The organism is Acinetobacter sp. 'aerobic (ED)' (genome assembly GCF_904886855.1).
GTDB lineage: Bacteria > Pseudomonadota > Gammaproteobacteria > Pseudomonadales > Moraxellaceae > Acinetobacter > Acinetobacter courvalinii.
On record NZ_CAJHGI010000001.1, the window covers coordinates 428318 to 452239 of the forward strand.

Consider the following 23922-nt stretch of genomic DNA (forward strand, 5'->3'; position numbering starts at 1 on the left):
ATCAAGCTGAACAGTGATTCCCTTTTGTTTATTTCGCTTTCCTCTGTCTTTTATATGCCACGGAATCGTTATTTTCTACACTTTATTTTTTTAATCGGCTTGCATGGGGTGTTTTGCCATACCAGCGTTTGTAGGCATGAATGAAACTGGCAGGCTCAGCATAACCCAGCCATTCGGAAATTTGCTCAATAGACGTTTGGGTTAAAGACAGATAATAGTCTGCAAGAATTTTTCGTACCTCCTCTCTGATCTGGAGAAATGTCACCTGCTCTTGGGCCAAATAACGACGCAAGGTCCGTGAGTTTAAATGCAAGCAATCCGCAACCTCCTCCATCGACGGAATTTCACCTTGGTTATTCATCAAGACTTGCTGAACCTGATGGGTATATTTCTTTTGGGCTTGTCGTTTATCCAGCGTCTGTCGGCATTGTTGTTCCGCAGCCTGTAGCACCAGCTCATTGGCCATACTGAGTTTCTGGTCTATTTTTCCGGCATTTAATACAATCAGGTTTTTTAATGCACCAAATTCCGGGCTAATTCCAAATAGCTCAACATAAGCCTGAGTTTCTCCATGAGCTTGAAATGAAAACATGACCTTTTGACAAAGTTGATCCTGAATTAAATCGCGTTGCACAGTCATCAGTGCAGCGACATCTCGCTGAATAATAAACTGCCATAAATTTTGTGGAATCCCTTGATCCACCACGATCTCGATTTGGATATCGTGTGTATCCGGATGTTCTGATAGCACAAACTGGCTAAATGCAAAGGACAAGGGAAAATAGGCCAAGGCAAAATTTAAGGCTTCACGTATATTGGCACTGCTGATCAAAGCCAGTCCTAATGAACCAAAGGTGGTAAAGTGATAACGGGTTCCGATTTCCAGCCCGAGCAAAGGTCGATGTCCGAACAGTTCTACCAGATTACGGATCAGTTGCAATTCCTGTTGACCTGTTACCAGCATATTCGGATCAAGTAACTGGTGTTGTTCTATACCAGTTCCGGTCAGAATCTGGCTATGACTAGTTCCGAGCTCTGCGGCAAAATCAGCCATCAGGCGAACACTATGGATACTTCGTTCATAAGTCCATAAGTACTTCAAGCGTCTTCTCCATGTCCGCTAATCACAATATTTTGTCCTGATCCATCCTCTAAATCAATGCATGAAACGATTATTCTGCATGCAGTACATGATATTTATTCACTTGAGTCGGTTATGTCTAAACAACAATTATCTTCAAACAACAATATACGTATCGCCATTATTGGAACAGGCTTTGGTGGCTTAGGGCTGGCGATTCAGCTCAAACGTGCCGGTTTTGAACAGTTTACCTTATTTGAAAAAGCCGGTGATATCGGTGGTGTCTGGCGTGACAATACCTATCCCGGTGCTGCCTGTGATGTGCCTTCCCATCTATATTCCTTTTCCTTTGAGCAAGAACTGGGCTGGAAAAACCGTTATGGTTCATCACAGGAAATTCATCAGTATTTGAAGCATTGCACAGAAAAATATCAGCTCTATCCACATATCCAGTTTAATACTGAAATTGCCAGCGCTGATTTTGATGCCACCCAAGGTGTCTGGCAGATTAAGAGCTTAACCGGAGAAAAATTTGAGGCAGAATTTCTGATTGCCGCCGTTGGTCAGCTCAATCGACCTGCTTATCCCAAAATTAAAGGTTTGGAGACTTTTAAGGGTAAGACTTTCCATTCTGCACGCTGGGATCATGACTATGACTTAAATAACAAACGGGTGGCAGTCATTGGGACTGGCGCCAGTGCGATCCAGTTTGTTCCTGAGATTGCCAAGCAAGTGGTGCATTTAGATATTTATCAACGTTCTGCTCCTTATGTGATTCCTAAACCAGACCGTATTTATACCAGTCTGGAACGCAAAGCATTTCAAAAGCTTCCGGTTTTACAAAGCCTTGATCGCGTATTTCAATATAGTTATAACGAAATTCGCCTCAAGAGCTTTACCGCTACGCTGAATGAAATTCCTTTGGCCGAATATATTTTTCAACGGCATATCCGTGAGGAAATCAAAGACCCTCACTTCCGTCATCGTTTGATGCCTGATTATCCGATTGGCTGCAAACGTATTCTGATTTCAAACCATTGGTACCGTAGTCTGGTCCGTCCAAATGTCGAGGTTATTAATACTGCGATTCAAGAAGTCACTGAAAATGGTATTGTTGATAAAGATGGTAAATACCGTGAAGTCGATACCATTATTTATGGAACTGGTTTTGCGGCAACCGAGTTTATGGCACCCATGCAAATTACAGGACTGAATGGCAAAAGATTGAAAGACCAATGGGTCGATGGCGCAGAAGCGTATTTAGGCTTAACCGTTAGTGGTTTCCCCAACTTCTTTATGCTGTATGGCCCCAATACCAATCTTGGGCATAACTCAATCGTGTATATGATTGAAAGTCAGGTGAACTATATTCTGGATGCCCTTCAAGCCCATATCCAAAACAATTTAGCCTTTACAGATCTGAAAGCTGAAATCCAAGTACAGTTTAATCAGGAAATTCAGGAACGGATGAAGTCCACCATGTGGTCGCAAGGCTGCACCAGCTGGTATCAAACTGCGACAGGAAAAAATACCAATAACTGGCCGGGTTTTACACTGGAATACCGTCAACGCACCCGTCGTTTTGATCTGGAAAACTATCATCAGTTGACCCGGTCATCCCATCCTCAAGTGCAGACACAAGCTTTAGAACAACAAATGGCGGTTTAAATGAAAACATTCAAGAATAAGGTGGCTGCGATTACAGGTGCGGGTTCAGGTATTGGTCAAGCCCTTGCCGTTGCGTTGGCAAAACAAGGTTGTCATCTGGCTTTATCAGATGTCAACGAATTGGGGCTAGCCAAGACCCAAAACTTGTTAAAAACCTATCCTGTCAAAGTCACCACTCAGGTGGTTGACGTGGCCAAGCGTCAGGAAATGGCAGATTGGGCGAAAACGATTGTCGAGCAGCATCAGCAAGTCAATCTGATCTTTAATAACGCAGGCGTTGCCATGGGCAGTACCGCAGAAGGTGTCAGCTATGAAGATCTGGAATGGCTGATCGGGATTAATTTCTGGGGTGTCGTGTATGGGACCAAAGAGTTTTTACCTTACCTGAAACAAAGCGGTGACGGACATGTGATCAATGTCTCCAGCATGTTTGGGCTGACCGCACAACCGACGCAAAGTGCTTATAATGCCAGTAAATTTGCAGTTCGCGGTTTTACCGAGTCCTTACGTCAGGAACTGGATCTACAAGGTTGTGGAGTCAGTGCAACCTGTATACATCCGGGAGGCATCCGCACCAATATTGCCAAAGCAGCGCGTATTAACAACAGTGTTGAGATTCTGGGAATGGACCCGCTAAAAAGTCAGGATGCTTTTGACAAGATATTGAGAACCCCTGCAGAGCAGGCAGCCCAACAGATTCTCACTGCTGTGCTGAAAAATAAACGTCGTTTACTGATTGGTACTGACGCAAAAGCAGTCGATGTATTGCAACGAATTTTACCACAGGGATATCAGAAGATTTTTGCGACAGCCACTGCCCTACAAGCCAGATTCTTGTCATAAAGCCTAATCTAGGGTGATCGACCATTTGTTCAATAGCCAAATGGTCGATCGATGATTGCACAACCTTTTTCCGATTTTTTTTATTCAAATCCTTTCGCTGACGATAAAATATTATCATTTAAAACAGTCGGTTTTATTCCAACATCACTTCGCTTGCTTGTTAAATTTTGATCAAAACGAATAATTTGTCTGGCTTAAGCAATAAAACAGTCCATATTGAAAATCCCCTCTTGACCTTCCCATAATGTTAAGGTCTATGCTTGAAGCAATCAGATTAGCGCTATAGGTATAACTTATGGAAACGCAAACAAATACAGATGCTCAAAATATAAAAGTTTCACTTCAGGTAGAAGGCATGACCTGTGCCAGTTGTGTTGGACGTGTCGAAACAGCACTCAAAAAAGTCGACGGCGTTCAGTCTGCGTCAGTGAATCTAGCCACAGAACGTGCCGATATCACACTTGCCAAGCCCGTAGACCGACAAGTGCTGATTCAGGCCATTGAACGAACAGGTTATGATGTTCCTGCATCGACAGTAGAACTCTCTATTGAAGGCATGACCTGCGCTTCCTGCGTCAGTCGGGTAGAAAAAGCCTTAAATGCGGTGAATGGCGTAAGCACTGCCAACGTCAATTTAGCAACAGAACGCGCTACTGTAACAGGTACAGCCAGTATTGAAAGCCTGATCGCCGCAATTGATAAGGCGGGTTACGATGCCAAAGCAATTCAGGCTGCTACGCCAGACCAAACTGAACAACTGGAGAAAAAGGACCAAGAACGTGCAGAACTCAAACGCGACCTGATTATTGCCACAGTTCTAGCATTGCCTGTGTTTATCTTGGAAATGGGTTCGCACTTGATTCCGGGTGTGCATCAACTGATTGAACAGACTATTGGCATGCAAAATAGTTGGTACTTACAATTCGTTTTAACCAGCTTAGTCCTGTTTATTCCGGGGCGTCGTTTTTATCTTAAAGGGCTTCCCGCTTTAGTCCGTTTAGCCCCAGATATGAACTCCTTGGTGGCAGTCGGTACCTTGGCAGCTTACCTATTTTCACTGGTGGCTACTTTTGCACCAAAGTTCTTACCTGCAGGCACGGTCAATGTTTATTACGAAGCTGCAGCAGTGATTGTAGCCTTGATTCTACTCGGTCGTTTTCTCGAGGCCAAAGCCAAAGGACGGACCTCGGAAGCCATTCAGCGCTTGGTCAGCTTACAGGCCAAAGTTGCCCATGTTTCTCGTAATCATCAGGTTATTGATATTCCAATCGAACAAGTGGTAACGGGTGATCTGGTTATCGTGAAACCGGGTGAACGAATTCCTGTCGATGGTGAAGTCATTGAAGGCCAAAGCTTTGTGGATGAATCGATGATTACGGGTGAACCGATTCCTGTTGAGAAAAACATTGGCAGCCAAGTGGTGGGTGGAACCATTAACCAGAACGGAACTTTAAGTTTTAAAGCCGTCGCTGTCGGTGGTGACACCATGCTGGCACAGATTATCCGTCTGGTCGAGCAGGCACAAGGTTCTAAAATGCCGATTCAAGCTGTGGTCGACAAAGTGACCTTATGGTTTGTACCCGCAGTGATGATTGCCGCTTTACTCACTTTTCTGGTCTGGTTGGTTTTCGGCCCAGCACCTGCGCTAACTTTTGCACTGGTCAACGCCGTAGCTGTACTAATTATTGCTTGTCCATGTGCTATGGGCTTGGCAACTCCGACCTCGATTATGGTCGGTACTGGACGTGGTGCAGAACTGGGTATCCTGTTCCGTAAGGGGGAAGCACTACAGCTGTTAAAAGATGCCCAAGTGGTTGCTGTTGATAAAACAGGCACTTTGACCGAAGGTCATCCCGTACTGACTGATTTTGAAGTGGCATCCGGCTTTGAACGTAATGATGTGCTCAGTCTTGTTGCCGCAGTGGAGTCACTGTCTGAACACCCGATTGCCAAAGCAATTGTCGATGCGGCAAAAAATGAAAGTTTGGATTTGCCAAAGGTTGACCGCTTTGATTCAGTCACTGGGATGGGTGTTAATGCCACTGTAAACGAAAGCCAGAATATCTATATCGGTGCAGACCGTTACATGATCCAACATGGCCTAGATATCGGCTTTTTTTCCCATACAGCACAACGTTTGGGTGATGAAGGCAAATCTCCGCTTTATGTGGCAATTGATGGCGCTTTGGCAGGGATTATTGCAGTTGCCGATCCAATTAAAGACACCACACCTGCTGCCATTCAAGCCTTACATCAACTGGGCTTAAAAGTGGCAATGATTACCGGTGATAATGCCCGTACCGCACATGCCATTGCCAAACAACTTGGGATTGATGAAGTGATTGCCGAAGTGCTACCTGAAGGTAAAGTTAATGCCGTGCAGGAACTGAAAGCAAAATATGGCAATATTGCCTTTGTTGGGGATGGGATCAATGATGCACCAGCACTGGCTCAAGCAGATGTCGGCCTTGCAATTGGCACTGGTACAGACGTGGCGATTGAGTCTGCGGATGTGGTATTGATGTCTGGCAACTTGCAAGGTGTTGCAAATGCAATTGCCTTATCTAAGGCAACCATTGGCAATATTCACCAGAACCTGTTCTGGGCTTTTGCCTACAATACCCTATTGATACCAGTGGCTGCGGGTGTGTTATACCCTGCTTATGGTACCTTGATGTCACCGATTTTTGCCGCGGGTGCGATGGCACTTTCAAGTGTATTTGTGCTTGGGAATGCCCTACGTTTACGTCGTTTTCAACCACCATCTGTGCATAAAGGCTAATGGAGGATCTTATGAATATTGGTAAAGTTTCTCAAGCTTCAGGTGTAACCGCCAAGATGATTCGTTATTACGAGCAAATTGGTTTGATTCCTGCGGCAGGACGCAGCAATGCAGGCTATCGTTCTTATTCAGACAATGACGTGGAACGTTTGAAATTTATCAAACGCAGTCGTGAACTGGGTTTCTCGGTCACGGAAATCACCGATTTACTGGATTTATGGAATAACCGCAATCGACAAAGTGGCGATGTAAAACAACTGGCTCAGGCACATATCCAAAAGTTGCAAGAGCGTATCCAGGACCTGCAGCAAATGGCACAGACACTCCAGAATTTAGTCGATTGTTGTGCGGGTGATAATCGTCCCGACTGTCCGATTCTGGAAGGATTAAAAGAGCCTAGTCATGAAATCAAGGACATCCATCATCATAATGATCTGCTCTCGCTGTCTCCACTCACTGGGCGCAAGTAGAACACAATAAAAGGCGATCTTGTGATCGCCTTTTATTTTTTTCCATTCTTTTGACACAAAAAAGCGGCTGTTTTAGCCGCTTTTGATTCCAGAACAGATTAACGTGGTGGAAAACCTGCTTCAGATAAAGCCTCGACCACTTGTTGTTGTGAGGCTGTCGTTTCAACCTTAACACTACGATTTGGTGGATCTGTAATGACTTTTGCATTGGCATCTACCGCTTGGATTGCACGGGTTACGCCACGTGCACAGCCACCACAAGTCATATTTTCAACGTGAAATTCCATTGCAAAACTCCATTCAGTTATTTAAGAAGATAAACACACTATAAAGGTTGCCATAATGGTAAGGTCAAGCCTTTTACACATTAAAATAAACAATACTTCATCTAATCATTCCTTCTTTTCGGAAACATAATTGATGGTGTATTTGGGGATTTCTATTTCTAAAGGCTGATCCTGAATATTCACCTGACAGGACAGTCTAGACTCTGGACTTAACCCCCAAGCACGATCAAGCAGGTCTGCTTCAACATCATCCATTTCCTGCAAACTTTCAAAGCCGTTTCGAATAATGACATGACAGGTGGTACAGGCTCCTGAAAGGTCACAGGCATGTTCAATTTCAATCCCATGATCGAGTAAAGTTCTACACAGGTTTGCGCCCTTTTTAATGTCTAGAATACTGCCTTCTGGGCAGATTTTTTCATGCGGGAGCACGGTTATCTTCGGCATAATCGCTACCTTTCTATCTAATTACGAAAAGCTGTAATCCATAAAGGGCTGTTTAGATTCAGCCTTTTATGGATGGAACTATCAAATCAAGAATAAGATCGAAAGCTTTATAATAGATGCCGTTGTAACCAGGCATTGATCACTTTAATTTCAATATCTTGAGCCAAAGTAATATTTTTTGCCAACATGCGAACTTCTGAATCATAACAATATGTCAAGGCAACCTTGGCCATATCTATGACTACTTGATGATGTGGAATCATTCCACGCATAAAGTCGATGTCGGCATTGCCTGTGTAATTGATTTGCATATCAACATGCATACGGCTGGTTAGTTCCATATAAGCACGCGTAGAGGGGCTATAAATATCACTTGTATTATTTAGGTTAGGCGTTATTGCCGATTGTTGTTCACTCATTATTGTTTCCTTTCTATTCAGCAGCATCACATTCATTTCAGATGTGATTAACATGCTATATTGATGAAAATAAAGGAATTGACACCATCAATAGATCAGAGTTTCTATCTCCTGTGGCACAGTTACCTTTATGAAAGACACTGTAGTCCTTCCAATAATTGCAAGGTCAAGCCATCAATTTATTAAAATTTTGAGTGATTCAAATTACAAACTTTTATAAGTTCTAAATAAAAAAAGTGCATGATCAACATGCACTTTTTTAAAAACGATACTTATAGTGTTTTAGTTATTTAAGCCGACTGTCTTAGCACGTGCTTTATGCAATTTCTTATAGCTATCGATGAGACGTAAATGACGGTCAAGCCCTTCCAGTTTCATACTGGTTGGTGTGAGGCCATAGAAACGGACCGTACCTTCAACAGAACCAACCACAGCATCCATACGCTCATTACCAAACATACGGCGGAAATTAGTTTCGTAGTCTTCAAGCTCCATTTCATCATCAAGTAAAACTTCTAACACTACATTCATGCATTGATAGAACAAACCACGTTCTACCGTGTTGGTATTGTATTGCAAGAAAGTCTCAACTAATTCTTTCGCTTCTTCAAACTGCTCTAAAGCAAGATAGATCAACAGTTTTAATTCAAGCAGAGTTAACTGACCCCATACCGTATTGTCATCAAACTCAATTCCAATCAAGGTGGTGATTTCGGTGTAATCATCCAGTTCGCATTCTTCTAAACGCTCAACCAAAGCTTCCAGTTGCTCGTTATCTAAACGATGTAGATTAAGAATATCTTCACGGAATAAGATCGCTCTGTTGGTATTGTCCCAAATCAGGTCTTCAACCAGATAAATTTCAGAATAATCCGGCACCAGAATACGGCATGCGGTTGCTCCTAAGTGCTCATATACCGCCATGTAGACTTCTTTGCCCATTTCTTCAAGGATGCCAAACAATTCTGCTGCTTCTTCAGCATTGGAGTTTTCACCGTTATTGGTGAAGTCCCATTCCACAAAGTCATAATCCGATTTGGCACTAAAGAAGCGCCAAGAGACCAAGCCGCTTGAATCAATGAAGTGTTCAACAAAGTTGTTTGGTTCAGTGACTGCATTGCTTTGGAAAGTTGGTTGCGGTAAATCGTTTAAACCTTCAAAACTACGGCCTTGCAACAATTCAGTCAAACTACGCTCTAATGCTACTTCAAAACTTGGATGTGCACCAAATGAGGCAAATACACCGCCTGTACGTGGGTTCATTAAAGTTACACACATCACCGGGAATTGACCGCCTAACGATGCATCTTTGACAAGGACTGGGAAGCCTTGCTCTTCCAAACCTTGGATACCTGCCACAATACTTGGATATTTCGCCAATACTTCTTGCGGTACGTCTGGCAATGCAATTTCACCTTCCAGAATTTCACGTTTAACCGCACGTTCAAAAATTTCAGATAAGCATTGAACTTGAGCTTCTGCCAAGGTATTGCCCGCACTCATCCCGTTACTGAGATATAAGTTCTCAATCAGGTTTGATGGAAAATAGACAATTTCATCATCGGATTGACGTACGAATGGCAATGAACAAATACCACGTTCTGTATTCCCTGAATTGGTATCGTATAAATGCGTACCGAGTAACTCATCATCCGGGTTATAAATTTCTAGACAATATTCATCCAAAATTTCTTTTGGTAATTCGCCATTTGGACCCGGTTTAAACCACTTCTCATCTGGATAATGTACAAATTCTGCATTGGCAATGTCCTCACCCCAGAATTGATCGTTATAGAAAAAGTTACAGTTTAAACGTTCAATGAACTCACCTAAAGCCGATGCCAAAGCACTTTCTTTGGTTGAGCCTTTACCATTGGTAAAGCACATTGGCGATTGTGCATCACGGATATGCAACGACCAGACATTGGGTACGATATTGCGCCAAGATGCGATTTCAATCTTCATGCCTAGGCCTGCCAAAATCCCTGACATATTGGCAATGGTCTCTTCTAATGGCAGGTCTTTACCTGCAATATAGGTGCTGCTTTCCGAAGCCAGGCTTGGCATCAATAAGGCTTGTGCATCCGCGTCAATGCTTTCAACTTCTTCGATCACAAACTCTGGACCGGTCTGGATCACTTTCTTGACGGTACAGCGATCAATTGAACGCAAGATGCCCTGACGATCTTTTTCAGAAATATCAGCTGGCAATTCAACCTGAATCTTAAAAATCTGTTTGTAGCGGTTTTCAGGATCAACAATATTGTTCTGAGATAAACGGATGTTGTCTGTTGGAATATCACGTGCAGCACAATACACTTTGACAAAATAAGCTGCACACAACGCAGATGAAGCAAGGAAATAATCAAATGGGCCTGGTGCAGAACCATCGCCTTTATAACGAATCGGCTGATCGGCGATTACCGTAAAGTCATCAAACTTCGCCTCTTGTCGAAGATTGTCGAGATAATTAACCTTGATTTCCATGCGAGCACCTAAATATTCTTATGTGTTGCAAGTACATAAGATTGAAAATAATAATCGATAAGCCGAATCGTGGATCACAAATAGACTTAAAAAACTGTGGCTAAGGTCGTCTTATGACTCTATCTAAACACTGACCTTAGTAATGATGGGCGCTATTATAGAAGTATTTTGTGTAATTGATAACTTTTGTCTGTTTTTCTAGCCTATTTATGAACAATTAAGCAGGTTTTAGCATACTGACCCAAAGCTAGAGTTGCACGGCAAGCTCAACAAAGGCTTTTGCAGTCGGTGACATCTGCTGTTTATTCTTTACTGCCAGGCCAATAGAACGCTTGATATTGGGAGATAATGGGCGTTTGACCACATTGGGGTAAAGCGAAAGAATATTTGTGTCGAGTGCTAAATCCGCCACGATCGAAACGCCAGCCCCCTGATTGACCATATTTAAAATCGACAGGATTTGCGACAAGTTATACTTAATCTGTGGGGTGAGTTGTGCAGCCTTAAACAGTTCCATGACATGGTTTTGACTACCCGCACTGGTTATAATAAAAGGATGATCAAGCAGCTCTTGTAATTGTACCGCTGGCTTTTGTGCGATCTCTAAATCGTTGGGCAATAAAGCAACAAAGATATCCTCCAGCAAAGCAAAACTATCAAAGCGGGTTTCAGGCAGTACCACAAACCCAAGATCAACTTTGCGTTCATTTATCCATTGCAATACGTCTTTATCCGTACCTTCCATCACCAATACCTCAACCTCAGGATATTGCTGCGCAAAATTTTTTAAAATCAGTGGAATCAGTACATTGGAAGATGATGCACCAAAGGAACCAATCCTTAATATTCCCGCTTTAAGACCTTTAATATCCATCACTTCTTGCTGAATCATGTGAGCAACATTCAGGATTTCATTCGCATAAGGTAGTAAGCGTTGTCCTGCAGCGCTCAGCTCAACTTCATTATTATTTCGATAAAACAGTTGGGTGTGCCACTTCTTTTCCAATGCTTTAAGTGCATGCGAAATCGCTGACTGCGAAATATTTAGTTGTTGTGCAGTATGGGTAAAATTTTTTAGTTCCGCGAGCTTGGAAAATATTTCAAGTTGAGTCAGGGTCATCACAATGCATTCATGAGTAAAAGCTCATTTTACTATAAAAATAAATTAGTTTTAGGATTTGATTCAATTCCATGTTGATTGAAAATTTCATGCGTCACTTCGCCATTTCTCTTTCGAGTTCCACTGTTTATTTGAAGCTGATCTGTGTTGCCTTAATGTGGGGTGGTACCTTCATTGCAGGACGCATTGTTACAGCGGAACTCTCCCCAACCCTCTCTGCATTATTACGCTTTGGCTTTGCTGCGGTCTTACTGGTCTTGATCTTATTGAAAAGCACGGGAGGATTTCCCCATCTTTCTGTACAACAACATGTCTATGCTATCTTGATGGGATTGACGGGGGTATTTGCTTATAACTTATTTTTCTTTGCTGCTTTGTCCAGAATTGAAGCAGGCAGAACTGCACTATTTGTGAGCTTATCCCCTATTTTAACGATTTTAGTCATGCGGATTTTCTTTCAGGAAAGGCTACTAAGAATAAATTATTTAGGTGTATGTCTCGCTTTAATCGGCACACTCATCGTGGTAAGTAGAGGTGAATTTTTTGCTGCATTCACTCAATCTTTTGGCACGGGTGAAATGATGATGTGCGGTGCAGTCTTGAGCTGGGTCATTTATACGATTTGTTTTAAACAGACCCAAGCCCCGGCCTTAACCATGACCACCTATTCGGTACTGTGGGGAACATTTTTTCTCTTTATCAGTCTTGTGCCTGAATTTATGCAACTTTCGATTCTACATATTTCTCTATACAGCTGGTTGTCCATTATCTTCCTCGGCGTCTTTGGCACAGTTCTGGCTTTTATCTGGTATGCCGAAGCAATTCATCACATTGGAGCATCTCGAACCATTATATTTAATAATCTGGTGCCTGTATTTGCAGTCTTACTGGCATTTCTGATTCTGAAGGAATCCATCACCTGGTCTATGCTGCTTGGTGGTAGTCTAAGTTTTATTGGGGTTATTTTAACCAATAAACAAGAAAAATAGAGCAATAAAAGTTGCAATGGAAACTTAGCTTTTTAGCTAAGTTTTTTGTTGACAGCTGTCTATTTTGTGCGCAATACTTAGCTCTATGGCTAAGTATGATTCTAAACTCGATATGTTATTCAGTGCTCTCAGTGATCCAACGCGTAGAGATATCTTAACGCGATTGTCTTTTGGGGCAGCATCGATCACCGAACTGGCTGAACAACATGACATGGCCCTGCCTTCTTTTCTAAAACATTTAAATAAATTAGAACAAGCAGGACTTATTCATTCAGAAAAAAATGGACGAATCAGAACTTGTGCTTTGACACCCGAAGCTTTCACCCCCATGCAAAATTGGTTAAGTGAACAACGGGCAATCTGGGAACAAAGACTTAATCAATTTGATCGTTATGCACTCGAATTAAAAAGGAAAAGAGAAAATGAAACTGGATCCAAAGACTGATTTAAAACTGGAAAGAGTGATAGATGTTCCGCGTGAGCTGGTTTGGGAATGCTGGACCACACCTGAACATATCCAACACTTCTTTATTCCTCGCCCTCACTCGATTAAAGCCTGTGAAATTGATTTACGAGTGGGTGGAAAGTTCAATACCATCTTTGATGTTGATGGTAATGAAATCAAAAATGAAGGGGTTTATCTGGAAGTGATTGATGGCAAGAAATTGGTCTTTACCGATACCTATACCGAAGACTGGAAACCTGCTGAAAATCCATTTATGACCGCAATTCTGTTGCTTGAAGATGCAGGTGATGGCGCAACCCAATATACCGCAATTGCCCGTCACCGTACTGCTGAAACTCGTCAACAACACGAAGACATGGGTTTCTTTGAAGGTTGGGGAACGGTGATTGATCAACTGGTTGAGTATGCTAAAGGTCTGAAAGTATAATTTACACATTACACCTAGAAAATTCCTCAAGCTTTAAATCGCTTGAGGAATTTTTTTATGACTCAAATGCGTCCAACTTCTAAATACGGAATTAGATGCTTATTAAATTTGGGCCGTGGATCACCCTGAAAACTAATAAAACCGTGCATGCCTGTTAAGCGTTCACCTTTGTAAAACTGATTGAGCTGAAAACGAGGATCTTGATGCGACAAGGTAAAGCTCACAACTCCTACACCTCGCTGCTTAGAGATTTTCTGCGCATCTTCAAGCATTGAATGATGCAGTGCTAACTGCTGGGGATGGCACAACAGGCTATGTAACACATGATATCTCACCGAGTCGCCAAGTTTAGGCAAAGGCATGCCTTTAGTCACTTTGGTCAATACATTATAGATTGGACGTATAAGGCCAATCGCTGAACTGTAATGCAGGATTTTGGTCTGTTTAATGGTATGTTGATCCCATAATCCAAACATCCCCACAAGTTTTCCATCTTGAAAATAAAGCTGAAAGTCCGAGAGTTGTAGACCCGAAAAATAAGGGTGCCCTGCATGCAACTCTGCGAAATTATAAGCCGGGATAAAATTATAATGCTGCGACATTTCGGCAATAAACCGGTTCATTGCGGTAATATGTTCGGGTCGAGCCTGACATGTTTTAATCTCACTCATCTCAGTTTCAATCCTGTGATTTAAAAAGGCTTTAATTGTTCTTTTGTTTCCCAAATGCGTTAGTGTCAGTGTTTCGATTAAGCCTTCATCATAATAATCAGGAATCCCGCTTTTTCCAGTTTGTATGGCTGCTCTTGCTGCATAGTTATCATTAAAGATAATCATCTGGCTAAAATCAGGTTGATGCAGGGTCTGCTTGACATGCGCACCCAATACTTTGACTAAGGATTTGCCACGATAGTTTGGATCGACACGCAAATCACTGGCATAGCGCACATTCTGTATTGCCTTATCGACATAGCACGGGCGATGACCATTGCTATAACAGGCAACATTCTTTTGATGTTCAGTATCTTCAATGACCACATGTAGCTTATGTCGATACAGAATATCTGAAGCTTTAAAATAGCTCGGTTCACGCTGAAAACTGATTTGTACGCCTTTGGTGGTCATTGGCACCGCAATCAGTGCACGCAAGGCCTGATCGTCAGCCAAGGTTGCTTCACGGGTAATCAAGCTGTTTTGATTAGGGGATGTCGGTGGGTTTGTTTTCATTGATTATTCACCTGTGTAGCCGTCTGGTCTGGAACCAGCTGATTTAATTGTCCCATCTGATCCAGGAGTTGATAGACATACACGACTTCGTCCTGTTCATTGACGGTTTTTTGGGTCTGTACGTCTAATAATTTTTGTTCGGTATTGAGCAGATCAAAGGTGGTTTTGGTGCCTAAGTCGAACTCTTTTCGGGTGTAGACAAATGCAATCGATGCTGCATCTATGGCATTTTGCAGTGCCTCTTTATTTTGTCGAATGCTTTGCAGCTGTGCATATGTGGTTCGTGCCCGCTGATTTAAATCAAGCTCAAGCGTCCGGATCTTTTGCTTAGCCAGATCGACATCGGCCTGCGCTTTACGAGTATTGGCCCGGTTCAGACCATCATCAAACAAAGGCACATTCAGTTGTACGCCCACCATGTAATTGTTACTTTCAGAACCGATATAACTTGCTTCATGCTGCTTGCCTGCTCGGCTGGTCAGCATAACTGTTGGCCAGAGTTCCCGTTTGGTTAGGGCGTATTGTTTCTCGGCAGCCTGTTTTTCATATTTGCCGCGCATCAATGCAGGATGGCGGTTAGTTCTCGCTAAAACTTCATCCACGCTGTTTGGAATTGCTGGCAACTGTTTGATGGCAACAAGATTATCTGCGGTTAAACCAGTAATTTGATAAAACTGTGCTTCACTCACCGTAAGATTAGATTGAGCCTGTGTAATATCAGCTTGGCCTTGGGCCACTTGGGCCAAAACCTGAGCCAGATCGGCACGGGTAATCATGCCCACGTCAAAACGCCGTTGTGATTCATAGAGCGAGCGTTGCAGATTCGACATGGTCTTTTTCCGTAGCTCTAAAATCGCCTTTTTCTTTAATACATCGGTATAGACCATCACCGTATTCAGGATGGTTTCCGATCTTTGGTCAGATAAACCCTGCGCCTGTGCAGATAACTGGTTCTTCGCTACTTCAACGCCCAAACCATGCCGTCCGGACGTATAAACGGGATAGTCCAGCTGTAATTGCAGACTTCGGCCTTTGCGGTTGCCTTCGGTTGGAAACATGACCTGAGCAGGTGTTTCCACCCGCTCATAATCAAGTTGGCCGACCAGATTAACTTTTAAGCCATCCCGCTGTTTAGCCTGCTCAAGCATGGCAGTAGACTGACTGACACTTAAACGGCTGACTTCGAGTTGACTTTCATGCCTTAAACTTGCTGACAAAGCCTCGTCTAAGGTCATGGCCATAACTGTATTTGAAACGAATAGCAGTCCCGTACACAGTACATGGTACGTGGGCGTTAAAAACGGATGATGAAACTGTTTGATCCCTTTCTTCATAGTTGTTCCAAACTATTCAGGGTAATTTTCTTTAAGGGTTCAGGCTTGATATTGCCTTCGATAATGCCATCAAACATCACCAGCTTTTTATAGGCATTCCAGCCATTCGGCGCTTGACGAATCTGTGGTTGATCTAGCTGACCTAAGTTACGGGCAAGTTCATAATGAAAATTCTGACGCAAAATACGATCAATATATTCATCGTTAACACTGTGATGAATTTCCCCTTCAAACAGAACGCAATAAAATGGTTTAACCTGCTGCTCGGTATCAATCGCCAGCAAGGAGATGGCTTTAGAGTCGGTTTCGTTCAGTTGTGAAAGCAGTTGCTGTGCTGTCTCTGGAGCAAGCTTTTCACCGACCAGATCGACACCAAAACGGCGTCCCTGAAACTCAAAGCAAGGAATCTGTTGCAGAAAACCGGTGACCCGTAAACAATCATCAAGACAATAACGTAGTAAACCATTCCCCGATGTGATGATTGGACTCACCACATCACCCACTTTAAGTTGCCATGACGGGATAATCTGGCCCTGTTTCTCTCCCTCAAGATATTCAAACTCATAAAAATGACTCTGATAAGCAAGCGGATATTGATCATTATACGGAATGGTCACCACACCTTCAGTTGCCCACAGACCTTTGCCCTCGAACTGCACATCAGGCAGTCTCTGCTTTAATTTTTCAGCCCAGGCTTTAGAGCCTGCAGTATCCCAACTGGAGACCAGACTTAATTTTGGCCAAAGCTGCTTAAAATCAATGTGCTCGCCATTAGAACTGTTAATTAAGGCCTGTGCACTTTCAGGACTATAAGGTGCTGTGACGTCTTTCAACGAATTTTGGCGCATACCCCATAATCCACTTTCCAGCACTTCAATCACTTCCTGTTGCAGCGCTTCCAGACGTTCCAGCAACTGTAGTGCAAAGGTTGGACTCCATACCGAGATCATGGCTAGATTTCGATTAGCCACCAGATAACAAATGGTTGCAAACAATGCATCATCGGCATTTGCAGCAAAGGCCACATTACTTGGAACAGCTTGGGTAAACTTGGATAAAATCCGTTTACCCATGCCTAATAATGCACTGTCATCATTCAGGTTTTTGTCTTTTAAAACTTCACGCTGGCTTTCCGGCAACCATGACACAGACCAATAGTGAGTTCCTGCGCGCAATTGAGGACACTTGCGGTACATGCTGGCTAACCAGGGAGCAATGGCATGATCGAGCTGATCTAAAAACAGTTTGGTATAAGGAATAAACTTAATCTGTTCACTTGAACCACTGGTTGGCTGAAAACGCACCAGCTTGCTGCTGGAAAGTGCAAGCTTTTGTTCACGATAGCGCTGGATATCTTCTCGCCAGGCGCCGTAACGTGTAGCTGGAAATGATTTTACAAACTGTTCATAATTTTGCACTTTTTTATCTTTAGCAAAGGTTGAGGTCTGTAAAATCGAATGCAAAATTTGACGCTGAGTCGCTTCTAAAGCATTAAAGCGTTTGGTAAAGTTACGATCAGAGGCATCACACCATTGTTTTAAAATAAGATGCGAGCCGGTTGTCAGCCATTCAGCAGCTTTCATTGGATCGCCTCCCGACGGTTGGTTTTAGAGAATGAAAGCGCCTCGCATTTGCCTTTACTGGTCGGCTTTGTCATCAGCTTTACTGGAAAACGGGCAATATCTTTCCAACCCATACGCCCAATACATGGCAGCTCGGTACCCATTGTCCAGGTCGGATTTTTCTGCTCAAAGAAATCAATATTTGGATTTTTCTCTCTCATTTCAGCCGTAATCGGGGCAATTTCGCCTTTTAATGGCTGATAATCCTCGCCAAAATTTAATAATCCTGCTTCTTTATCATAATATTCGCCAAAGAAATTTTCACAATAATGCTCAATCACTGAAGAGAGATGCTGGTTTTCATCTTTAATATTGGGGTAATACACATAATAATTATTGGCAAGTAGCAAGTAGGTCTTATAACCTTTAGAAATCAGTAACCAGTACAGTTCATTAAATGGGTATCTGATTCTGAGTTTGATCATTAGCTTGAGCATGGCACTTTGAAGTGAGCGCGTTCCCCAAAACTCTCTTAAAACAACAGTATCGCCACTAAATAAAACGGTATAGTCCTTGCCATTCAAATAGAAATGTTGCACCACGACGGTAGAGAAACCAACGATCTCATTAGTCTGTGCATTAAAAATCAGGATAGCACCACTTTTCTTTTTAAAATCATCCACAAAAATAGAAAATCTGGTGTTTTCATAATATTGCTCATAAATCGAGTACATCACTTTTAAGCGATCAAGATCGATTTGCTCTTTTTCAAGATATTGACCATAGGTACGTTCTTTCTGGTTCAATTTTGAAATTAGTTTATATGTGGTATTAATCATAATACTTCACCTTCTACATCTAGATATGCGAGTTCCCCGATCTCATACAGAGATATTCAAAAACTCATCTAAGTGTTGTTTTTATAAAGGGATCTTTTTTATATAAGCCCTATTGTTTTTGATTGTTTAAAATTACCCTCTGTTTTTGGATTTCTACATATTCATTTTTTTCCCCCGATCCATAAATATGGTTAAAAATGCGGTCACAAACATAATGATTGCGAGCATACGTAATAAATCATTAAAACTTGATGTCAGCGCCTGATAATGAATGTCACGATAAATCACGCTCAGCGCAATTTGCTGTGCGTTTGAACCAACCTCCTGATATTGCGCCGTAAGCTGATCCAGTCTTTCGATGAAGATCCAGTTCTGGGGATTCATATACTGATTAATTTGAGTGACATGTAATGCGGTCAGCCAATCCAGTGAAGAATTAATCAGCGCCAATCCCACTGCTCCGCCAATATTACGCATCAGGTTGTAAATCCCGCTGGCATCAGCAACCTTACTTAGCGGTAAAGTACTCATGGCCAGATGCGAAACTACAATCAGGCAGATCATCAGGCCTATTCCGCGATAAATTTGCGGCCAGAACATAAAGTCATAATCGCTGTGAATGCTAAGATGTGAATTCAGCCATACACCAAAGCCCGCCAGAATCATGCCGACGAATACGGTTTTACGGGTATCAAAATTAGGAATCAGCCAGGCAAGGAATGGGGCAAAAAAGAACATCACTACGCCGGTAACCATCATGACGTGACCAATCTGGCTACTGTTCATTTCTCTTACCTGCCCAAGAAAGACCGGAATCATATAGCCCAAGCCATACAATGCCATGCCGATCACAAAGGTGGTAATCGCACTGAGGGTGAAATTCTTGTTCCTGAATACGCTTAAATCGAGTAAAGGTTTAGGCTGAGTAAAGCTTCTGGAGAAGAAAATCATGCCACCGATCAGACAGACCATAAAGGCGATACGCACACCCGAGTCTGCCAGCCAATCATGCCGTGCACCTTCATCCAGAAAATATTCCAGTCCACCCAAGAACATCGCCATACCCAGCAGGCTCAGCCAGTCCATAGTTTTAATCAGTGAATAATTAGCGCGGTCAATATTGGGCCCTGAGTAAATCACGGTGGCAATGATAATCCCGGGAATGATGTTGATCAGGAACATCCAATGCCATGAAAAATTATTGGTGAGCCAGCCGCCTATGGTTGGACCAATTGCTGGACCTAGAGTACTGACCATGCCAAAGGTCACCAACGGTAAGGAACGCTTTGCCTCAGGGAACAGCAGATATAATGCCGTCATTGAAGTTGGAATCATGCCACCGCCCATAAAGCCCTGAATCGCACGAAACACCAGTAAGCTTTCCAGATTCCATGCCAGTGCACAGAGTAAGGAACTGATGGTAAATCCCACTGCACAAAGGGTGTAATAGACACGGGTCGAGAGAACGCGCGAGACAATACTCGACATCGGAATGGCAATGATCTCTGCAATCAAATACACCGTTTGAACCCAGGTTACTTCGTAACGGCTCGCACTCATCCCTGCCTGAACTTCGTTTAAAGAACTGGCAACGATCTGAATATCCAGAATTGCCATAAAATTGCCAAAGATCATGGCAGCGAAAATGGCCCATGCGGTTTTCGGGGGGAATTTCCACTCATTTTCAACAGCCTGATTCATCACTTATACCTGATTTATGCTTAAGTTCTGAGATCAACGGTCGCACTGACCGACATGCCTGGCTTAATCAGATCGATGTGCGGGCTTGAATCGATGCTGATGCGTACCGGAATACGTTGTACGACTTTGTTAAAGTTCCCTGTTGCATTGTCAGGAGGCATCAGTGAAAAAGTTGCTCCTGATGCTGGTGAAAAGCTTTCGATTTTTCCGGTATAAGTCAGGCTTGGATAGGCATCTATTTTGAGTTTAACTTGCTGTCCAATATGCATTTTTTCTATTTGTGTTTCTTTGAAGTTGGCCTGCACATATAAGCTTTTGTCAGGAATGATCGCCATCAAACGCGTTTGCGGTGAGACACGCGATCCCTTCTGGATTGCAAGACTGCCAACTTTACCGGTCACAGGACTGACTACTTTGGATGAAGCCAGATCAATCTGATAAAGGTCCAGACTGGCATTGGCATTTTCAATATCGGCTAAAATCTGGGCACGACTTGCCTGCAAGCTGCCCAGTTGTGCTTCTGCGGCATTGACCGCGGCTTGTGCCTTGCTTAGTTGTGCCTGTGCGGTCAAATATTGGGATTGAATACCTTCAAAGTTTTGTCGGGTAATCACCCCATCTTTTAACAGGTCTTGATAACGTTCAAAATCTTTTTTCAAGCGCGATAAATCAGCTTGCGCTGCAATAACACCACTATTTGCTTCACTGATGGATGACTTGGCTGATTTTTCATTTTGTTGCTGCACTCCAAGTGCTGCTTGTTTTAAGGTCACCATAGAACGGGCCTGATCATAACGGGCCTGATAATCGCGATGATCCAGTATTGCCAAGGTTTCCCCTTTTTTAACAACCTGATTGTCTTTAATAATCAACTCAATGACTTCACCTGATATCTTTGGCATCACCCAGGTCAGATCTGCCTGAACATAGGCATTATCGGTAGACTGATAATGTCGATATACAAAAAAATAATATATAATGCCAATGAGAAGTAATAACTGCAGCACGCTAAAAACTGCTCCTGTTATTTTTTTTCGACTTTGGAAATTAGTGTCAGTTTCTAGCTGAGCGACGTTATCCATATTGATTCCGCTTATTTGTCATACTCAAATTTTTATTCTCACCAATAAAAATATTGGGATCTTTTTTACTTAACTTTTCACCTGTTTTATTCAATAAATCGTCACAGGATAAAATTGGTGCTGATTATCATTCTTAAGTCAAATAAATATCATTGACCGTTTTGACATGCATTTTTTCTATTTATGTCAGTAGTACGAATCTTATAAAAACTATATTTAAAAATGATGTAATTTAAGATATGGCCTATTTTGTTGATCTAAATTTGTTTTTTATAATGTTCTACTCTATTGTTAATGCTATATATATTTACTATAAGTGAGTTAAGGAAAAATTTTCTGCTGAACAGAATAGGTCTATGCATTTGCTTATTTCGCATACACAATCTGCTTTTTGTAACTGATTTAAAATAACGTTGTAAAAATGTAAAGATATTGGGAATAATTTTTATATCTTATTTTCTTATAATGTAATTTTGGATCATTTGACAGATTTATGGCAGAAAAAAATAAATTGTTTAATCGGTATAAATATTTAGAATTAATAAAATAAATTCATTAATTGGTTATTTATAGTTGATAATGATTGGATTTATTTGTGTGGTAATTGTTGTATTGGCTTAATTATGCCAAATGCATCAAAAAAATATAGAGTGGATACTTTTATAGTCAATAATATATAAATTTTTTTAATATAAATTTAACCCAAAGGAATAAATAGTAATGGATTCTGGATTAATCACCCTTTTCTTACCCATCGCACTTGCGATTGTCATGGCTGGTTTGGGCTTGGAACTCACTTTAAAAGATTTTGCCCGTGTCACCAAACACCCCAAAGCGGTCATCATCGCCCTATTTTGCCAGTTGGTTTTATTGGTCGGGATTGCATTCCTGATTTGTAAACTACTGGCGCTTCCTCCACTACTTGCTGTCGGTTTAATGCTGCTGGCTGCCTCGCCAGGTGGATCGACTGCGAACCTGTTCAGTTACTTATATAAAGGCGATATTGCTTTAAACATCAGTTTGACCGCCATTAATGCATTAGTGGCAGCCCTGTTCTTACCTTTTATTGTCAACTTCTCCATTTTGCACTTTATGAATGAAGGCCAGCAGCTTGGACTACAGTTTTCTAAAATTCTGCAAGTTTTCCTGATTATCTTGGTACCAGTAGCAATTGGTATGCTGGTACGTCATTTTGCGCCGCATATCGCAGAAAAATTAAATCGCCCAGTCCGCATTTTTGCGATTGTTTTCCTGCTTATCATCATTGCTGGAGCGATTTTTACAGAAAGAGAAAATCTGCTGGCGTATTTGGGAAAAATCGGTTTCGCCACCGCATTATTCTGTGCCATTAGTCTGACGGTCGGTTATTTTGTTCCCCGATTGTTTGGCATCAGTTCCTATCAGGCTCGTGCCTGTGCCTTTGAAATCGGCATTCATAATAGTACTCTTGCCATGACTATCGCGCTTACCGTCATGGCCAGTACAACCATTGCAATGCCAGCCGCGGTGTATTCTATTTTTATGTATATCTTCGCGACGATCTTTGGCATTTTGATCACCCGCTTTGGTCCCTCCGTGACTGAAAAGTCTTAAGTACTTATTATCGTCACTAGCGTATGACTGATTTTCAGTGATACGCTATTTTAATTACGCGACTTCTAGCTGTTGTTTAAGCGCTTGTGCTGACCATGCCTTGGGCGATGTTTCAGTCTGTTTAATCAATTGAATCAATCTAGCATTGACTGGTGCTTTCAAATTGAGTTGTTGTGCTAAATCAACAACTTCACCATTAATCCAGTCAATTTCTGTGCTTCGGCCTGCCCTGAGATCATCGGCCATCGATGAACGTGCCAGCGGATCAATCGCTAACATATTTTTGCTGACAACATTAAAAATAAAATCTGGCAGGCTTAATACTCTAGGAACAATCTGCGCTGGCAAGGCCGTTAGCTGGGCAGGTTTAATTCCTGCAATTTTAAGCAGTTTTAACGCTTCCATTTGTGCCATTGCCAGACATTGACGATATCCCCGAATAGAAAGCTGTTGCTTTAAAGGAAGTTGTGACAAGGCATTCACTGAATTATTCAGATTAAGAATTAACTTGGCCCATTGTACTGCCTGCATATCAGATGCAAGTTTGAGTTCCAATCCAGCAGTTTTAAATGCACTTATCAATTCATGCATTGGCTCGTGCTGCTGGGTATATAGAGTTCCTTCTGTACCTTGATGAAATCTACCATTTCCCAAAGCCGCGACATTAAAAGGAACCATGCCTGCAAGAATGATTTGGTTGGGCAGAATCTGTTTTAAAATCTCCGCATTTCTTAAACCATTTTGAAAACTGATCATCAAGGTCTTGTTTGTTAAAACAGATTTTAACTCATGCGCAACTTGCTCAGTGGCGGCCGATTTAACACAGACAAAAATAATATCTGCTTGCGCTGCAAGCTGTGGATCATCACTCAGTTGCAATTGTTCTGCTGCAATAGCGTGTTGATACCCAAGATAGTCCGAAACGGTCAGGCCATATTGTTGTAATTGCTGGCGAATTTTGGGGCGGACAATTAACTGGACATTGCATCCTGCAGCGACCAGTCGACCGCCCAGATAACAACCAATATTACCCGCACCATAAATACATATTTTCATTTAACCTCCTGTTCAGTTCACATCCATGTGAGTGACTTTAACC

21 protein-coding genes are annotated in these 23922 nt (G+C 42.2%); 8 read left to right on the forward strand and 13 right to left on the reverse strand.

The genetic code is table 11. The features are described from left to right. Positions 1 to 82: 82 nt before the first annotated feature. Positions 83 to 1102 carry an AraC family transcriptional regulator gene (locus tag JO943_RS02045; protein WP_199972894.1) on the reverse strand — a complete coding sequence of 340 codons (1020 nt, stop codon included), beginning with the start codon at positions 1100 to 1102 and terminating at the stop codon, positions 83 to 85. A 114-nt stretch (positions 1103 to 1216) separates the two neighbouring features. On the opposite strand from JO943_RS02045, the gene JO943_RS02050 reads away from it, so the two are divergent. The 4 genes from JO943_RS02050 to cueR all read left to right on the forward strand — a co-directional run bounded on the left by JO943_RS02050 (position 1217) and on the right by cueR (position 6844). After that, positions 1217 to 2749, forward strand: coding sequence for a flavin-containing monooxygenase (locus JO943_RS02050; RefSeq protein ID WP_202739841.1), 1533 nt, complete (start codon positions 1217 to 1219; stop codon positions 2747 to 2749). Beyond that, positions 2750 to 3592 (forward strand): SDR family NAD(P)-dependent oxidoreductase, encoded by an 843-nt coding sequence (locus tag JO943_RS02055; protein WP_202739842.1) that lies wholly within the window; start codon positions 2750 to 2752, stop codon positions 3590 to 3592. Between the two features lie 295 nt (positions 3593 to 3887). Beyond that, complete coding sequence (locus JO943_RS02060) at positions 3888 to 6374, forward strand: heavy metal translocating P-type ATPase (protein WP_202739843.1); 2487 nt, start codon at positions 3888 to 3890, stop codon at positions 6372 to 6374. A gap of 11 nt (positions 6375 to 6385) precedes the next feature. Continuing rightward, positions 6386 to 6844, forward strand: a complete 459-nt coding sequence (gene cueR, locus JO943_RS02065; protein WP_202739844.1) for a Cu(I)-responsive transcriptional regulator — start codon at positions 6386 to 6388, stop codon at positions 6842 to 6844. A 98-nt stretch (positions 6845 to 6942) separates the two neighbouring features. On the opposite strand, the gene JO943_RS02070 is transcribed toward cueR, so the two are convergent. The 5 genes from JO943_RS02070 to JO943_RS02090 form a co-directional block, all read right to left on the reverse strand. Beyond that, the gene (locus tag JO943_RS02070) at positions 6943 to 7131 is read right to left on the reverse strand and encodes a heavy-metal-associated domain-containing protein (RefSeq protein WP_004653564.1); all 189 of its coding nucleotides are present in this window, start codon (positions 7129 to 7131) and stop codon (positions 6943 to 6945) included. A gap of 105 nt (positions 7132 to 7236) precedes the next feature. After that, positions 7237 to 7578, reverse strand: a complete 342-nt coding sequence (gene fdx, locus JO943_RS02075; protein ID WP_202739845.1) for an ISC system 2Fe-2S type ferredoxin — start codon at positions 7576 to 7578, stop codon at positions 7237 to 7239. Positions 7579 to 7685: 107 nt separating this feature from the next. Beyond that, entirely contained in the window at positions 7686 to 7997 is a 312-nt protein-coding gene (locus tag JO943_RS02080; RefSeq protein WP_202739846.1) for a DUF305 domain-containing protein, read from the reverse strand. Between the two features lie 282 nt (positions 7998 to 8279). After that, positions 8280 to 10484, reverse strand: a complete 2205-nt coding sequence (locus JO943_RS02085) for an OsmC domain/YcaO domain-containing protein (RefSeq protein WP_202739847.1) — start codon at positions 10482 to 10484, stop codon at positions 8280 to 8282. A 247-nt stretch (positions 10485 to 10731) separates the two neighbouring features. After that, positions 10732 to 11604 carry a LysR family transcriptional regulator gene (locus JO943_RS02090; RefSeq protein ID WP_202739848.1) on the reverse strand — a complete coding sequence of 291 codons (873 nt, stop codon included), beginning with the start codon at positions 11602 to 11604 and terminating at the stop codon, positions 10732 to 10734. An 89-nt stretch (positions 11605 to 11693) separates the two neighbouring features. On the opposite strand from JO943_RS02090, the gene JO943_RS02095 reads away from it, so the two are divergent. The 3 genes from JO943_RS02095 to JO943_RS02105 all read left to right on the forward strand — a co-directional run bounded on the left by JO943_RS02095 (position 11694) and on the right by JO943_RS02105 (position 13486). Beyond that, on the forward strand, positions 11694 to 12593 hold the full coding sequence (locus tag JO943_RS02095) for a DMT family transporter (RefSeq protein WP_202739991.1): 900 nt from the start codon (positions 11694 to 11696) through the stop codon (positions 12591 to 12593). 85 nt (positions 12594 to 12678) lie between these two features. Beyond that, positions 12679 to 13038, forward strand: coding sequence for an ArsR/SmtB family transcription factor (locus JO943_RS02100; protein WP_202739849.1), 360 nt, complete (start codon positions 12679 to 12681; stop codon positions 13036 to 13038). After that, entirely contained in the window at positions 13016 to 13486 is a 471-nt protein-coding gene (locus JO943_RS02105; protein WP_202739850.1) for an SRPBCC family protein, read from the forward strand. The genes JO943_RS02100 and JO943_RS02105 overlap by 23 nt, the downstream gene beginning before the upstream one ends. A gap of 62 nt (positions 13487 to 13548) precedes the next feature. Here JO943_RS02105 and JO943_RS02110 read toward each other — a convergent pair whose 3' ends face one another. The 6 genes from JO943_RS02110 to JO943_RS02135 all read right to left on the reverse strand — a co-directional run bounded on the left by JO943_RS02110 (position 13549) and on the right by JO943_RS02135 (position 21230). Then, the gene (locus JO943_RS02110; protein ID WP_202739851.1) at positions 13549 to 14712 is read right to left on the reverse strand and encodes a hypothetical protein; all 1164 of its coding nucleotides are present in this window, start codon (positions 14710 to 14712) and stop codon (positions 13549 to 13551) included. After that, a complete protein-coding gene (locus JO943_RS02115; RefSeq protein ID WP_202739852.1) occupies positions 14709 to 16046 on the reverse strand; it encodes a TolC family protein in 1338 nt (445 codons plus the stop codon). Before JO943_RS02115 ends, JO943_RS02110 begins: the two co-directional genes overlap by 4 nt. Continuing rightward, complete coding sequence (locus JO943_RS02120; RefSeq protein ID WP_005230586.1) at positions 16043 to 17629, reverse strand: GH3 auxin-responsive promoter family protein; 1587 nt, start codon at positions 17627 to 17629, stop codon at positions 16043 to 16045. The genes JO943_RS02115 and JO943_RS02120 overlap by 4 nt, the downstream gene beginning before the upstream one ends. Further along, the gene (locus JO943_RS02125) at positions 17626 to 18414 is read right to left on the reverse strand and encodes a hypothetical protein (RefSeq protein ID WP_199948509.1); all 789 of its coding nucleotides are present in this window, start codon (positions 18412 to 18414) and stop codon (positions 17626 to 17628) included. Before JO943_RS02125 ends, JO943_RS02120 begins: the two co-directional genes overlap by 4 nt. Before the next feature lie 186 nt (positions 18415 to 18600). Continuing rightward, positions 18601 to 20148, reverse strand: coding sequence for a DHA2 family efflux MFS transporter permease subunit (locus JO943_RS02130; protein ID WP_202739853.1), 1548 nt, complete (start codon positions 20146 to 20148; stop codon positions 18601 to 18603). 20 nt (positions 20149 to 20168) lie between these two features. Next, complete coding sequence (locus JO943_RS02135; RefSeq protein WP_202739854.1) at positions 20169 to 21230, reverse strand: HlyD family secretion protein; 1062 nt, start codon at positions 21228 to 21230, stop codon at positions 20169 to 20171. Between the two features lie 720 nt (positions 21231 to 21950). Between JO943_RS02135 and JO943_RS02140 the strand changes: the two genes are divergently transcribed. Further along, positions 21951 to 22823 (forward strand): bile acid:sodium symporter family protein, encoded by an 873-nt coding sequence (locus tag JO943_RS02140; RefSeq protein ID WP_202739855.1) that lies wholly within the window; start codon positions 21951 to 21953, stop codon positions 22821 to 22823. A gap of 54 nt (positions 22824 to 22877) precedes the next feature. On the opposite strand, the gene JO943_RS02145 is transcribed toward JO943_RS02140, so the two are convergent. Next, positions 22878 to 23879 (reverse strand): 2-dehydropantoate 2-reductase, encoded by a 1002-nt coding sequence (locus JO943_RS02145; RefSeq protein ID WP_202739856.1) that lies wholly within the window; start codon positions 23877 to 23879, stop codon positions 22878 to 22880. Positions 23880 to 23922: the final 43 nt, after the last annotated feature.